Below are 13,291 nucleotides of genomic sequence, written 5' to 3'. Positions count from 1 at the left end.
TTGGTATTTTGCAAGTGTTTTTTGTAAAAAATACAAAAAAATATTCGCCAATGCCCAAAAATCTTGGACAAAAACCATCACGCCTAGTTGATTTGTTTGTTAATAAACCAATCAAGTTGCATCAGATGGTGTTGCCCACATGGTTAAATCGCACGGCAGTATTGCTATGTTAATCTTGACTGATGAATATTGACAGGAGTTTTGTAAGGGCGATTGGGCAGTTCTTGCACCAGCTTTGGTACCAGATAGCCAGACAGGTTTTCGAGTAATTGCCAGTACAAATCGACCGCCTGTTCGATGCTGATGTCAAAATGTGCCGCACCTTGCACCTTGTCTAAAATGTGTAAATAATAGGGTAAAATACCTACTTCAAACAGCGTATGGCTAAGTTTGCAAAGTGTCTGAACATCATCATTGATGCCTTTGAGTAGTACGGTCTGGTTGAGCAAGGTAACGCCAGCTTGACGAAGCAGACGACATTTTTCTTTGAGTACATCATCAATTTCGTTGGGGTGATTGATGTGCAGCACCATGACCACAGATTTATTGGTATGGGCAAGTAAATCCAGTAAGGCATCATCGATGCGATTTGGCAAAACCGCTGGCAGGCGAGTGTGTAGCCGAATGGTGTTGATATGAGCGATGTTTGATAGCGTGCCAAACCAATCAGTCAGTTTGCGATTGCTGACACTAAGTGGGTCGCCACCGCTGAGCAAAACTTCGGTCAGCTCTTGATGATTGGTGATATAATTGATGATTTCATCCCAAACGGTTTTGGTGGGTATGTTTGCCGAATAATCAAAATGCTGACGAAAACAGTAGCGACAATGCACCGCACACGCTCCTGTGACGGTCAAAAGCACTCGATTTTTGTATTTATGTAAAAGCCCCTTGATGGGGTTGTGATGATTTTCAGCCAAAGGGTCGGTGGTGTAACCATCAATGAGCTGTTGCTCTTGACTGCTGGGTAAAATTTGTCGTAATAAAGGGTCGTTTTCGTTGCCATATTGCATTTTGGCGACAAAAGCGGTCGGTACTTTTAGGGGAAATTTTTTGGGTGTATGAACATCGTCTGGTAACGATAAGCCCAACATTTGGTATAATGTGGCGATGTCGCTAATGCCGCAGGCCAGCTCTTTTTGCCAGTTTTCTGGGTCGTTTGGGTTATTTTGAGTTTGGCTGTGAAAAATTTTTGAAGAATTCATGGTTATTTTTTGACAAAAATCATAGAAACTTTATATAATGCAATGTTTTTATATCAAAATTGCGTGTGTATTATAGCGTATTTTTTGATAAAGGCTCATTTTTTCATTGCCAAGTTTAAGGCTTGGCGTACTTTTGTTGATAAAAGGTGTTTTTATGGCAAGTTTTTCTACCAATGACTTTAAAGCAGGCTTAAAAGTAATGCTTGATGGCAACCCATGCTCAATCATCGAAAATGAGTATGTAAAGCCAGGCAAAGGTCAGGCATTTAACCGTGTAAAACTACGCAATTTGCGTACTGGCAAAGTGCTTGAACAAACTTTCAAATCTGGCGATACGCTAGAAGGTGCTGATGTGGTTGATACCGAAATGAACTATCTGTACAACGATGGTGAGTTTTGGCACTTCATGCACCCAGAGACCTTTGAGCAAATGCAAGCGGACAAGACAGCGATGGGTGATGCGGCTCAATGGCTAAAAGAAAACTCAAACGCACTTTGCACCATCACTTTGTTTAACGGTGCTCCATTGTCAGTCACACCGCCAAACTTTGTTGAGCTAGAAATCGTTGAGACCGACCCAGGTCTGCGTGGCGATACTTCTGGTGGCGGTGGTAAACCAGCACGCCTAGAAACAGGTGCAACTGTGCGTGTACCATTGTTTGTTCAACAAAATGAAGTGGTTAAAGTGGATACTCGTACAGGTGAATACTTGTCTCGTGTCTGATGTATGATGAGTATAAAAAAGACAATCACCAAGATTGTCTTTTTTTTGTGCCAATATTATTGTTGGCTGATGATTTTATTTAACGCCCAGATTGGCTGTTGTGTTGCATAATCTGTGCGTGGTGTTGGGATTTGGCGTAAGTCTAGCACATAATGCACACCCTCGGTGGCGACAAAACCCTGAATGGCGGTTTTTAGCAGTACAACTTCATCACTGCCAGCATGACGAATTTGCACACAGGTGGTTTGTACTAAATTGCCATCATAGCCTTTGCGTTCGCAAGCGGCTCGTTGTGGCAGGACTTCTACCTGAAAACTTGGCACAAAGCCTGCACCAGCAGCGATGGGTTGCTTTGATTGAGAAACAGTTGCACAGCCTGTGGCAACAACAGCTAGACCTAAGGTCATGGCAGATAGGGCGATTTTATGGATACGCATTTGATGTTCCTTATCGGTTGATGGTAAAAATGCCAAAGTTGGCAGGAAAATTACCCATCAATTATAATGAACAAAAGAAACAAAAAGCAAGACCAATTCTTACTTTTTGTTGTGTTTATGTTAAAAATTATCATCAAAATAAGAAAAAAGAGGCGATTTTTCCATCAAAAATTCACAAATCATCAATAAAACAACACACAACTATTAGAAAAGCTGTGGTTAGATATGATGACAAAGATTGCCAAAAATGGTAAACTATTCTGACATATTTTGTAATAATTTGGGCAATGCCCTTATCTAGTATTTGAGTATCATCATGACAAAATTATATCAGCGAACCCTTGCTCAGCCCATCACAGCGACAGGCATCGGTATTCATAGTGGTCAAAAAGTGACTTTGACGCTCGCCCCTGCGGACGCTGATACTGGCATCGTGTTTGAACGCACCGATTTGGGTGTGGATATCCCGATGAATGCATTGGCGATTCATGATACTTTGATGTCGTCCAATCTCATCTCTGGCGATGCCAAAGTTGGCACGATTGAGCATTTGTTATCAGCGGTTGCTGCTTATGGCTTGGATAATTTACGCATTCAGGTGGATTCTGCTGAGATTCCAATCATGGACGGCAGTGCTGCACCGTTTTTGGTGTTGATTGACCAAGCGGGCATTGTGGAGCAGGACGCTCTTAAAAAATTCATCAAAATCATCAAGCCAGTCGAGGTGCGTGATGGCGATAAATGGGCAAAATTAGAACCTTATGATGATGGCTTTTTGATGGATTTTGAGATTGATTTTAGTCATGCTGCCATTGCGGCAACAGACCAAAAGACTCGCCTTGATTTTAATACTGCCAATTTTGCCAAAGAGGTCGGTCGTGCCAGAACTTTTGGCTTCCTAAAAGACCTAGAAGAGCTAAGAAGGCATAATTTGGCATTGGGTGGCAGTTTGGAGAATGCTGTGGTGCTTGATGAGACTTCGGTGGTTAATGCCGAAGGACTGCGTTATCCTAATGAGTTTGTGCGTCATAAGATGCTTGATGCGGTAGGGGACTTGTATGTCATTGGACACCCTTTCTTGGCAAAATTCTCTGCTTATAAATCAGGACACGCTGTGAATAATGCACTGATTCGTGCCGTGCTTGCCGATGAAAATTGTTATCAAATTGTAACATTTTATGACAAAGAATCCTGCCCCATTGTCTATGTCGATGCTTAGGATTTTGATGGCTAATAAAGGCAGATTCTTTATGGAGTCTGCCTTTACTTTATTATTAAGCAAAAAATTAGTAATATACATTCGTGTACTGATTTTGTTTAAAAATCATACAGAATTTTATCGTCATTTGGACAATTTGATTGAGAATTTATATATAACTTATTGATTTTAAAATAATTTTTATATAAATAACTACTTATTTTGCCTGATAGAATCAGCATGAAAACAGGTTTGCGTATGTTTTGATGTTTACAAAACTTTACAAAACAACCATAAACTGATTACAAATCTATTGATGTAGAATAATTAAAAATTTTATGTAGTTACTATTGGCTGAAAATCAATCATTGTTGCTGGCAAGTCGTAACAAAGCCTGTTGTAAGGGGCTGTCGTTCGTGACAAAGCGTGCAGAGTCTGCTATAATCCGCTTCGTGTTTTCGCTTAGGATTCTTTTTGAATGATTTTGGCGAGCGTCCAGTTTGGGTGTGTCAGGGGCTAAAATGACCTTGATGTGCTGTAATTGACAAAAACACAAATCATATGCGTGCAAAGCTTGAACACAATTCATTATCACATAACGCAGATGATTGACCGCTGTTGGCGAAGTAAGCGACACGGTAAGCTCGGTTTCTGAGACATTGACCACATGGCAGTCGAGTAGCAAAGATTCTGGCAAAATGCCAGTCAATGCTTGACGAACCTGCTGTGTGCGTTTTTGCAAAAGTTCATACTTTTGTGTAATGTGTCTGGGAATGTGAGCACCGACCGCTTTTTTTTCTGCTTCGCTGGCAAGATGATTAGGCTGTTGAAAGACCGCCAAAGCATTGTGGGTTTTTGTGGAATTGGACATATCTCACCTTAATAAAAAGAAAAGAATCTATGGACATGGTGTCCGCAGAGCAAGTGTATCACGCCTAATGAGAAAAATGTTATGTTTGATGAGATTTTTCTAGCACACTAGGGAGTGTGTGTTGCGTCCACAAGCTTTAAACAAAACAACCCATACAGACACGAGTAAGACACAACGGGGCTTTTGCGGTTGAGGTTTTATGAGTGCGAGGAAACTAAATGAAACGAGTATTTTGGCTGATGTCAGTCGCTGGATTGACCGTTGCACAATTAGGTGCATCACAAAGTGCGTATTCAAATAGCTCAGATTATGTTGCCACAATTGTTGATAATGATATTGATAGTACAATCAATCAATTGATTAGTCAAAACAACCGTGCAACAAAATCTTCTCAAATCAATCACAGTTCTAATTTTGCTTCTGCAAATAATCAATTTAGCAGCAACTTTGTATCATCATCTGGTATCGTTGCCCAACTGACAGGCAATAGTGCCCCAAGTGTTGCTGCCAACTTAGCTGCTCGTGCTGCACACGGCAAATCACAAGGTCGCTGTGCTTTGTATGTACGCCGTGCCTTACAAGCTGCTGGCTATGAATTTACCCCTCAACCATCTGCCTATATGTATGCCAATGGTACGCTTGCCAATGCTGGCTTTGTAAAAATCAGCAACAATAATTATGTACCACAGGTGGGCGATGTGGCGGTATTTAACCGTTCTGCAAAAAATCCACATGGTCATATTCAGATTTATGATGGTAATCAGTGGGTTTCTGATTTTCGTCAGCCAAAGTTTAGCCCATATACCCAGCATAATGGGTATAGTGTATGGCGTGATGCTCGTTATTTAGATGCTTCTGCTAACAAAGGTACTTATCTAGCGATGAACGACAAATAAGTGCATCAATAAAAAAACCAGACTTGACGGTCTGGTTTTTTGTTTTGTGGTGTTGGTTTGGCTGATTAAAGATTTTCAATACATTCATGCACTGATACCCTAAATGAGTATCCATCTGCATCATAAATGTCGTTAATCAAGTCATTATCATCAAATGCAAAATAGTTGGTGCTATAATCTGAATCATAAAATGCCTGATAGTCGGCACGCACCCAGCCCTCATCAGTAATACTAAACTCCACTGATGAACTGACCGCATCTGCATCAAAATCAACCCCACCAAGCATATCCCAAGGACTGCAAATACCACCTTCTGAGTATTGAAGAGAGTCATTGATGGATTCAAGTAAGGCTTCATTGGCATAATTAGTAACAATACTGTCTCTATCGTCAAGATTTTGCATGAGGTATTGCACTTTTGGAATGTTGTGCCAGTTTGCCATTGCCAGATTGCTGGTTAATGCAGAGATAGTAAGTAGTGTAACTGGTATGAATTTTTTTATCATCAAAAGATTCCTTAATGGTTTTGCAAATTTACCCAGCAGTCAGCCTGATGAAAATCAGCTGGTGTGGCGTGCTGATGGGCATAATAGATGGGCTGTCCATCGATGTATAAAATGGCGGTTGGATTGAGATGATGGGGATAAAAGCCATCAGGTAAAGTTATCACGACCTCATAATTATCCATCATCAATCCATTATTAAGTAATTGATTTTGTTGAATATTTTTCCAGATGACTTGTAGCTTGTCCGTAGATGGCGGCGGCAAGGTGCTTGGGGTGCGATAACCATCGAGCTGATAGATGGCATAGCGACCATCAGGGCTTAGATTGATTTCAACATAGCTGGGCGATAAACGCTCATCTGATAAAAACAGTTCTAGGCAATTTTCTTCCCATAAAAAATCCGCCCTATGATTTTGTCGTTCATCAAACTTGGGTAAATCAAGACCGTGATGATGAATGCAAAATGACACCAACAGCTGATTGTCTTGATGTGTGATGTTGGTCTGTACGATGGGTAGATTTGTTAAGTTTAAATGCGGAGTTAGTTTAATCAGCATCATTTCAATCCAATAAAAAGCCGCACAAAGACGGCTTTTGGGCATGAAAAATCTTAAAAACCAAAACGACTCAAATTAGATAATTTGTCGTTGGCATCTGGGTTGGTTTTTAGCAATAGCACCATACGCCCAATGTGATGAATGACCTGAGAATCGGTGGCTTGGGCGATGGCATCGGCACATTCTTTGCGTTCTTCGCTAGAACCTGCTGGGATTTTAATCTTGATGAGTTCGTGGTCGTGTAGGGCACGAGAAACCTCTTCAAGTAAAGTTGGGCTAAGACCATTAGCACCAACAGTAACGATGGGATTTAGGCGATGACCAATACCACGCAACGCCTTAATGTCTTGCATTTTTATTTTTTTGCTCATGAAATATCCAGATGAATGATTGGAAAAGTGGACAAAAATTTGTCATATATCTCCTTTATTATAGCAGAATTTTTACAAAAATGTCGTTAATAATGGTAAACTAATCGATTAAACAAATGATAGAGAAATCAACACAATGGCAACTCGCATTAAAAATAAAAAATTTTCCAAATCCAGCCGTGCTTGGATGAAAGAACATATCGATGACTTTTATGTCCAAAAAGCCCAAAAAGAGGGTTATCGTGCCAGAGCGGCTTATAAGCTGCTAGAAATCAACGAAAAAACAGGCTTGATTAAAAAAGGCATGACGGTTGTGGATTTGGGTTCTGCACCAGGTAGTTGGTCGCAAGTGGCGGGCAAGCTGGTTGGCGATACTGGCACGCTCATTGCTTCTGATATTTTGCCAATGGATACGCTGGAAAATGTTACCTTTATCCAAGGGGATTTTCGAGAAGAAGAGGTGTTTAATCAAATCATGGACGAGGTGGGTGGTCGCAGGGTCGATGTGGTGTTGTCAGACATGGCACCCAATACCTCTGGTATGTCAGCGGTTGATCAGCCACGAATGATGTATTTGTGTGAGCTTGCGGTGGATTTTGCTCTAAAAGTGTTGCCAGAAGGCGGTGCATTAATCATGAAAGTTTTTCAGGGCGAAGGCTCGCAAGAACTTAGAGCCAATATGCAAAAACAGTTTAGTAAGATTAAAAGTATTAAACCTGCTGCTTCTCGTCCACGCTCCAAAGAGATGTTTTGGGTGGCAATTAAATAAATCAAAGTCATCAATTGACTTGAAAGTAAAAAAAATTGCCCCTATTTATTCTAAAATTGTGTTAATCTATGATGAGATTAAATTTGACATTGTCCACGACAGATAAGCGTGTATCGCTTAAAGGATAAGAAGGTTTGAGTGATAGAATTAAAACCACTTTATTGTGGCTGGTGATTTTCGGTATTTTGTTTGCTGTGTTTGGCAACCTAGACCGCATGAATGCTGAAACTGATTCAATGAATTATTCAGCATTTGTCAGCGAAATTGCCGAAGGTAAAATCAAAGATGTGGTCATTGACGGTGAAGAGATTACAGGCACGAAAGTCAATGGAAAATCCTTTGAAACGGTGCGTCCTGCCATCAGTGATGATGAATTGATGCCACTGCTTCGTAAGCACCAAGTCGAAGTGCAAGGCACAGCACCGCAAAAACAAGGTCTAGGCTCGCAGTTGTTGATTGCAGCTTTTCCAATCTTGCTAATCATTGGTCTGTTTTGGCTGTTCATGCGAGGCATGGGCGGTGGTGCCGGTTCTGGCATGGGTGGCGGTCGCAACCCAATGAGTTTTGGCAAATCAAAAGCCAAAATGCTGTCAGAAGACCAAATCAAAGTGACCTTTGCTGATGTGGCTGGCTGTGAAGAATCCAAGCAAGAAGTGGTGGAGATTGTTGATTTTCTAAGAGACCCTGCCAAATTCACTCGACTTGGTGCAACCATTCCAAGAGGGGTGCTGATGGTAGGGCCTCCTGGTACAGGTAAAACATTGCTTGCCAAAGCCATTGCAGGCGAGGCAAAGGTGCCATTTTTCTCCATTTCAGGTTCTGATTTTGTCGAAATGTTCGTGGGTGTGGGTGCGTCCCGTGTGCGTGACATGTTCGACCAAGCCAAAAAGAACGCTCCGTGCATCATCTTTATTGATGAGATTGATGCAGTTGGTCGTCATCGTGGTTCTGGCATGGGCGGTGGTCACGATGAGCGTGAACAGACACTCAACCAATTGCTGGTTGAAATGGACGGTTTTGAGGGCAATGATGGTGTTATCGTCATCGCCGCAACCAACCGTGTTGATGTCTTGGATAAGGCACTACTTCGTCCTGGTCGTTTTGACCGCCAAGTATCAGTTGGTCTGCCTGACATCAAAGGTCGTGAGCAAATTCTTAATGTACATCTTAAAAAGCTACCACAGACCATCGGTGTCGATGTGAATGCTTTAGCTCGTGGTACACCTGGATTTAGTGGAGCTCAACTTGCCAACCTTGTTAATGAGGCGGCTTTATTTGCTGCTCGCCGCAACAAGACAAGTGTGGACATGAATGACTTTGAAGATGCCAAAGACAAGCTATACATGGGGCCTGAAAGAAAGTCAATGGTACTAAAAGAGGAAGAGCGTCGTGCTACTGCTTATCATGAGGCAGGTCATGCATTGGTGGCTCACTTGTTGCCAGGCACAGACCCTGTCCATAAAGTTACCATCATGCCAAGAGGTTGGGCACTTGGGGTGACTTGGCAGTTACCAGAAGATGATATGGTCAGCAACTATAAAGATAAGATGCTTAATGAGCTGTCCATCTTGTTCGGTGGTCGTATTGCCGAAGAGATTTTTGTTAATCGCAAATCAACAGGTGCGTCCAATGACTTTGAAAGAGCCACCAAAATGGCTCGTGCTATGGTAGCTCGCTATGGTATGTCTGATGCGATGGGCGTGATGGTCTATGAAGCCGAAGAACATGGTGGCTATCTAGGTGGAAGCACTCGTACGATTTCTGAGGCGACTCAACAAAAAGTTGATGATGAAATCAGAAGTATCTTAGAGGCTCAATACGATGTGGCGTATCAGCTCATCGATGAGAATCATGATAAGATGCACGCCATGGTCGAAGCATTGATGAAATGGGAGACCATTGACCGTGAGCAGTTCTTGCAAATTATGAATGGCGAAACACCAAGAGAGCCAAAAGAATATCAGCATGAAGTGCCTGTGGTGCAAGCTCCTCAAAATGAGCTACCGCCACCACTACCAGTCTGATTGGATAACAAAGAAAACACCCTAAGTTAGGGTGTTTTTTGTTATGGTGTTAATTTTGCTTTTGTTTACGAAAATCGCTTGGGTAAACAGGATTTTTATCAATCCATAATCCAAGGCGTTGTCGTCTGGCATCCTGTTCCAAACGCAGATAGTTATCGTCTTTTAGGTATTCACGATATGCCCAAGCCATGCCAATTTTGACCATCTGCTTATTAACATTTTGCTGACCGACAAAAATCTCGCCAACATAGCGACCATATTTATCGGTGCTGCTAATGTTTAGCATCACTTGTTTGTCAAAAATCAACTCTGCCAATGCTTGTTTGGCGGCATTGCCAAATGGCTGACCTTTTTCGGGAGCATCAATTTGCCATAGGCGAATGCGAAGCTGGGTTTTGTCATCGCTAAGGCAAGTGGCAGTATCTCCATCAGATACTTTGACAATTCTACAATGAATGCTATTTTTGTGAGTTTTGTGATTGGTTTTAGGATTGCTTGTTTGGGTTGTTTTGCTTGGGCTACTCTTGGGCGGTGCTGTTGTTTGTAGCGTTGTGCCAAGCTCTTGGATGGTATCAAGCACTGTTTTGTCTGACTGTTTATTCACCCCATCAATCACCGCCACCAGCAAGCCTACCATCATTAAACTTAGACTGGTAAGATAAAGTTTGGCGGAAGATAGGGTAAAGTATTTTGCCATCGGTGGCAGCAGCACCAATCCTGCAATGAGCCACAATGCTGCCGCCCCCAGATTAACCACAGACAGCGTGATGCCAAACACAATAAACAGCACCCCAATCAGCCATCGCACGATGTGGTTGAGTGTTGATGACAGGGTGCTTTTGGCAGGTGGTGGTCTAAGCGGTTTTCTTGCCATCAGCACTGCTCATCACGGCGAAATATCCAGTTGGTCTCATCACTGCCATCGGCATAAAAATAATAACCTTCACTGTCAAAATTTTTCAAGTCGTCAGGATTGGTCAGTCCGTGCTTGGCGGCATAATTAACCATCAGACCACGAGCTTTTTTGGCATAAAAACTGATGACTTTGTACTGACCATTTTTTTGGTCTTCAAAGCGTGGCGTGATGATGGTTGCGTCAATCAGTTTTGGATTGACCGCACCATAATATTCGCTTGATGCTAAATTGACCAAAGTGTCATATTGACCAGCACGCAGGCGAGCATTGATGAGGTCGGTGATGGTATTTGCCCAAAATTGATAAAGGTTGTCAGCATGCTGGGTTTTAAACTTTGTGCCCATTTCAAGGCGGTAAGGCAGCATCAAATCCAGTGGCTTTAATAAACCATACAAGCCTGACAAAATGCCCAGATGTTCATTTAAGTATAGCATCTCATCTTTGCTTAGATGATAAGCATCCAAACCTGTATAAACATCGCCATCGAACAGATAAGCGGCAGGCTTGGCATTATCGCCAAAAGGATAGCTCCACGCTTGGTTGCGAGCGACATTAAGCTGGGCGATTTTATCAGAGATGTGCATCAGCTCTTGTAAATCAATACTATCACAGCGTTTGAGTGCTTGCATCAAGATGATGGCTTGTTCAATCAGTTCTGGCTGACTGTATGATGAAAATGAAACAGGCACTGAGTCTTTTTCGTTGAGATTTTTGGCGGGGGAAAGTAAGAAATACATGATAAATTTTCCAACTGATGACTAATGATGGATTTATTATAGCAAACATTGATAAATTGCCAACCCAAGATTATCAAACAGCATGATTGACTGGCTAAAATCGCTCAAATTTTGGCTGGTCTTTTGTTGGGTAAGTCGGTATAATCTAAAAAAATCAAGACAAAAAGGAGTGCCAAATGAGTATCAAACAAGGATACATCACGCTAAATCACGGCAAAAAAATCGGTGTCATCACGCTGGACAATCCCAAATCTCTCAATGCCCAAAATTTGGAAATGGTCAAACAAAGCAGTCAGCTATTACAACAATGGGCAACAGACGATGACCTGCTTGCCATCATCATTCGTGGCGAAGGGGAAAAGTCTTTTTGTGCTGGTGGCGACATTCGAAGTCTGTATCATGCCTATGACCCTGCCATTTTCCCCAATCCGACAGCATTGGAATTCTTTCGTCACGAATATGGTTTGTGCCAGCAGATTGGGCATTATGCCAAGCCCATCATCGTCTGGGCAAGTGGCATTGTGATGGGCGGTGGTATGGGATTGGCAACGCCTGCCAGTCATCGCATTGTTACCCAAAGCACCATGATGGCAATGCCTGAGATTGGTATTGGGCTATTTCCTGATGCAGGAGCGTCTTATTTTTTGAAAAAAATGCCTGACAAGATGGGATTGTTTTTTGGTCTGACAGGGGCAAGGTTTAATGGTGCAGATGCTCTTAAACTTGGTGTGGCGGATTTTGCCATGGCAAGTGATGATTATGATAAGCTCATCATCGCTCTACAACAGGCAAATTGGCAAGAAAATCCCAATCATCATACGGTCAGTAGGATTTTGACAACTTTGCATGATGAGCGTGTGCTGGGCGAGGGCTGGGCTTGGGAGCAAAAACAGTTGATTGATGAGTTGATGGCTGCATCAAGTTTGCAAGAATTTTCCAGCTTGATTGGCTTGGAAAAGTACCAAAACAATGCTTATCTTGCTCAGGCAATCCAAAATTATCAGGCAGGTAGTCCCACTTCGGCAGCATTGGCTTGGGAGATTTTCCATGACAAGCCCATGACTTTTGATGAGGCGTTGGCAATGGAGTTGGTGGTGGCGGTGCGTTGCTGTCATTATGGCGAGTTTTATGAAGGGGTGCGAGCTTTATTGATTGATAAAGATAAACAGCCAAAATGGCGGTACACCCTAGATACCCTGCCTAAGTCGCACATCAAAGAGCATTTTGTGGCTTGGTAATCAAAAAAAGCACGCAACAATGGTTTCGTGCTTTTTTCTTTATTGTGGTGTTTTAGAAATTTGGGTGGAGCAAAGATTGTACAAAATGACCAATCAGCTTTGGTTCAATAATCAGCGTAGCCACTACCCCAAAGACAGCTCCGTACAAATGGGCGGAGTGATTGATGTTATCACGCCCTCGTTTGTCGGCATAGATGCTATATGCCGTGTAGGCAACTGCAAAGACGATGGCAGGAATTGGTAATACAGCAAATAGGTACAGGGTTTGCCATGGCTTAAACAAAATAAACGCAAATAATACCGCTGATACCGCACCCGATGCCCCTAAGCTATAATATCGAGCGTTGTTTTTGTGGCGTAAAAAAGTGGGTATGATGGCAGCGATGATTGCACCAATATAAAAACCAATGAAGCCAAAATTACCAAATTTACTTAGATAAAAAATTTCTATCGCCTGCCCAAAAAAATACAGCGTAAACATATTAAACAGCAAGTGCATGCCATCAGCATGAATAAAACCATGCGTCAAAAATCGATCGATTTGACCTTTTTTGATGGCGGGCGACCAAAAAATCAGTCGTTCAAATAAGGGGCGAGATTGCCAGGCGGCAAGACTGACTAGAACGGTGATGATGATAATGGCGATGGTGTGACTCATATATTTGGTTTCACTGGCGATAATAATAAGATGAAAAGAGTATAGCAGTTTTTGAAGGTTTTACCAACTTTCGTGGTCGTATTGTGTGTGTTTTTTGTAACGATATGAATATAAACTGTTGATTATGCCAAAGTTTTGTTTATCTATTGTTGCCAGCCCTTTTATCTTAATAAAAAATCAGTCA

16 protein-coding genes are annotated in these 13,291 nt (G+C 42.1%); 7 read left to right on the top strand and 9 right to left on the bottom strand.

From position 1 onward, the window contains the following. Window positions 1-164 precede the first annotated feature (164 nt). Window positions 165-1,205, bottom strand: a complete 1,041-nt coding sequence (gene epmB, locus LU297_RS02105) for an EF-P beta-lysylation protein EpmB (protein WP_263076769.1) — start codon at window positions 1,203-1,205, stop codon at window positions 165-167. A 154-nt stretch (window positions 1,206-1,359) separates the two neighbouring features. On the opposite strand from epmB, the gene efp reads away from it, so the two are divergent. Then, window positions 1,360-1,929: an elongation factor P gene (gene efp, locus LU297_RS02100; protein ID WP_263076768.1), complete on the top strand. Its 570-nt coding sequence runs from the start codon at window positions 1,360-1,362 to the stop codon at window positions 1,927-1,929. A gap of 56 nt (window positions 1,930-1,985) precedes the next feature. Here efp and LU297_RS02095 read toward each other — a convergent pair whose 3' ends face one another. After that, entirely contained in the window at window positions 1,986-2,366 is a 381-nt protein-coding gene (locus tag LU297_RS02095) for a DUF4377 domain-containing protein (protein ID WP_263076767.1), read from the bottom strand. A gap of 29 nt (window positions 2,367-2,395) precedes the next feature. On the opposite strand from LU297_RS02095, the gene LU297_RS02090 reads away from it, so the two are divergent. Beyond that, window positions 2,396-2,620, top strand: coding sequence for a hypothetical protein (locus tag LU297_RS02090; protein ID WP_263076766.1), 225 nt, complete (start codon window positions 2,396-2,398; stop codon window positions 2,618-2,620). A gap of 62 nt (window positions 2,621-2,682) precedes the next feature. After that, entirely contained in the window at window positions 2,683-3,585 is a 903-nt protein-coding gene (gene lpxC / locus LU297_RS02085; RefSeq protein ID WP_263076765.1) for a UDP-3-O-acyl-N-acetylglucosamine deacetylase, read from the top strand. Window positions 3,586-3,925: 340 nt separating this feature from the next. Here the strand turns inward: lpxC and LU297_RS02080 are convergent, their stop codons facing one another. Further along, complete coding sequence (locus LU297_RS02080; protein WP_263076764.1) at window positions 3,926-4,435, bottom strand: hypothetical protein; 510 nt, start codon at window positions 4,433-4,435, stop codon at window positions 3,926-3,928. Window positions 4,436-4,653: 218 nt separating this feature from the next. Between LU297_RS02080 and LU297_RS02075 the strand changes: the two genes are divergently transcribed. Beyond that, window positions 4,654-5,331, top strand: a complete 678-nt coding sequence (locus LU297_RS02075; RefSeq protein ID WP_263076763.1) for a CHAP domain-containing protein — start codon at window positions 4,654-4,656, stop codon at window positions 5,329-5,331. A 65-nt stretch (window positions 5,332-5,396) separates the two neighbouring features. On the opposite strand, the gene LU297_RS02070 is transcribed toward LU297_RS02075, so the two are convergent. From LU297_RS02070 to LU297_RS02060, 3 genes are read right to left on the bottom strand one after another with little or no spacing between them, the layout of a single operon-like run. Next, window positions 5,397-5,837, bottom strand: coding sequence for a hypothetical protein (locus LU297_RS02070; protein ID WP_263076762.1), 441 nt, complete (start codon window positions 5,835-5,837; stop codon window positions 5,397-5,399). 11 nt (window positions 5,838-5,848) lie between these two features. Then, the gene (locus LU297_RS02065; RefSeq protein WP_263076761.1) at window positions 5,849-6,394 is read right to left on the bottom strand and encodes a DOMON domain-containing protein; all 546 of its coding nucleotides are present in this window, start codon (window positions 6,392-6,394) and stop codon (window positions 5,849-5,851) included. A gap of 53 nt (window positions 6,395-6,447) precedes the next feature. Continuing rightward, window positions 6,448-6,765 carry a YhbY family RNA-binding protein gene (locus LU297_RS02060; protein WP_263076759.1) on the bottom strand — a complete coding sequence of 106 codons (318 nt, stop codon included), beginning with the start codon at window positions 6,763-6,765 and terminating at the stop codon, window positions 6,448-6,450. Between the two features lie 136 nt (window positions 6,766-6,901). Between LU297_RS02060 and LU297_RS02055 the strand changes: the two genes are divergently transcribed. Beyond that, window positions 6,902-7,534: an RlmE family RNA methyltransferase gene (locus LU297_RS02055; protein ID WP_263076758.1), complete on the top strand. Its 633-nt coding sequence runs from the start codon at window positions 6,902-6,904 to the stop codon at window positions 7,532-7,534. Window positions 7,535-7,668: 134 nt separating this feature from the next. Next, a complete protein-coding gene (gene ftsH / locus LU297_RS02050) occupies window positions 7,669-9,558 on the top strand; it encodes an ATP-dependent zinc metalloprotease FtsH (protein WP_263076757.1) in 1,890 nt (629 codons plus the stop codon). 49 nt (window positions 9,559-9,607) lie between these two features. Here ftsH and LU297_RS02045 read toward each other — a convergent pair whose 3' ends face one another. Both LU297_RS02045 and yaaA read right to left on the bottom strand, forming a co-directional pair. Next, entirely contained in the window at window positions 9,608-10,432 is an 825-nt protein-coding gene (locus tag LU297_RS02045; protein ID WP_263076756.1) for a thermonuclease family protein, read from the bottom strand. Further along, window positions 10,432-11,211: a peroxide stress protein YaaA gene (yaaA, locus tag LU297_RS02040; RefSeq protein WP_263076755.1), complete on the bottom strand. Its 780-nt coding sequence runs from the start codon at window positions 11,209-11,211 to the stop codon at window positions 10,432-10,434. The genes LU297_RS02045 and yaaA overlap by 1 nt, the downstream gene beginning before the upstream one ends. 176 nt (window positions 11,212-11,387) lie before the next feature. Here yaaA and LU297_RS02035 point away from each other — a divergent pair, with 176 nt between their 5' ends. Continuing rightward, window positions 11,388-12,449, top strand: a complete 1,062-nt coding sequence (locus tag LU297_RS02035) for an enoyl-CoA hydratase/isomerase family protein (RefSeq protein WP_263076754.1) — start codon at window positions 11,388-11,390, stop codon at window positions 12,447-12,449. A gap of 52 nt (window positions 12,450-12,501) precedes the next feature. Here the strand turns inward: LU297_RS02035 and LU297_RS02030 are convergent, their stop codons facing one another. Then, a complete protein-coding gene (locus tag LU297_RS02030; RefSeq protein ID WP_263076753.1) occupies window positions 12,502-13,107 on the bottom strand; it encodes a rhomboid family intramembrane serine protease in 606 nt (201 codons plus the stop codon). Between the last annotated feature and the right edge of the window lie 184 nt (window positions 13,108-13,291).

Source organism: Moraxella nasicaprae, from assembly GCF_025643275.1.
Lineage (GTDB): Bacteria > Pseudomonadota > Gammaproteobacteria > Pseudomonadales > Moraxellaceae > Moraxella > Moraxella nasicaprae.
The sequence above is the reverse complement of the archived record's forward strand: the minus strand, read 5'-3'. Positions and strand labels throughout refer to the sequence as shown.

What these genes read in the sequence shown, in the direction of transcription:
- LU297_RS02080 (WP_263076764.1), bottom strand. Translation starts at nt 4,435, where the DNA reads ATGTCCAATTCCACAAAAACCCACAATGCTTTGGCGGTCTTTCAACAG.
- yaaA (WP_263076755.1), bottom strand. Translation starts at nt 11,211, where the DNA reads ATGTATTTCTTACTTTCCCCCGCCAAAAATCTCAACGAAAAAGACTCA.
- LU297_RS02095 (WP_263076767.1), bottom strand. Translation starts at nt 2,366, where the DNA reads ATGCGTATCCATAAAATCGCCCTATCTGCCATGACCTTAGGTCTAGCT.
- LU297_RS02070 (WP_263076762.1), bottom strand. Translation starts at nt 5,837, where the DNA reads ATGATAAAAAAATTCATACCAGTTACACTACTTACTATCTCTGCATTA.
- epmB (WP_263076769.1), bottom strand. Translation starts at nt 1,205, where the DNA reads ATGAATTCTTCAAAAATTTTTCACAGCCAAACTCAAAATAACCCAAAC.
- efp (WP_263076768.1), top strand. Translation starts at nt 1,360, where the DNA reads ATGGCAAGTTTTTCTACCAATGACTTTAAAGCAGGCTTAAAAGTAATG.
- LU297_RS02065 (WP_263076761.1), bottom strand. Translation starts at nt 6,394, where the DNA reads ATGCTGATTAAACTAACTCCGCATTTAAACTTAACAAATCTACCCATC.
- LU297_RS02055 (WP_263076758.1), top strand. Translation starts at nt 6,902, where the DNA reads ATGGCAACTCGCATTAAAAATAAAAAATTTTCCAAATCCAGCCGTGCT.
- LU297_RS02090 (WP_263076766.1), top strand. Translation starts at nt 2,396, where the DNA reads ATGCCAAAGTTGGCAGGAAAATTACCCATCAATTATAATGAACAAAAG.
- LU297_RS02045 (WP_263076756.1), bottom strand. Translation starts at nt 10,432, where the DNA reads ATGGCAAGAAAACCGCTTAGACCACCACCTGCCAAAAGCACCCTGTCA.
- LU297_RS02075 (WP_263076763.1), top strand. Translation starts at nt 4,654, where the DNA reads ATGAAACGAGTATTTTGGCTGATGTCAGTCGCTGGATTGACCGTTGCA.
- LU297_RS02060 (WP_263076759.1), bottom strand. Translation starts at nt 6,765, where the DNA reads ATGAGCAAAAAAATAAAAATGCAAGACATTAAGGCGTTGCGTGGTATT.
- LU297_RS02030 (WP_263076753.1), bottom strand. Translation starts at nt 13,107, where the DNA reads ATGAGTCACACCATCGCCATTATCATCATCACCGTTCTAGTCAGTCTT.
- lpxC (WP_263076765.1), top strand. Translation starts at nt 2,683, where the DNA reads ATGACAAAATTATATCAGCGAACCCTTGCTCAGCCCATCACAGCGACA.
- LU297_RS02035 (WP_263076754.1), top strand. Translation starts at nt 11,388, where the DNA reads ATGAGTATCAAACAAGGATACATCACGCTAAATCACGGCAAAAAAATC.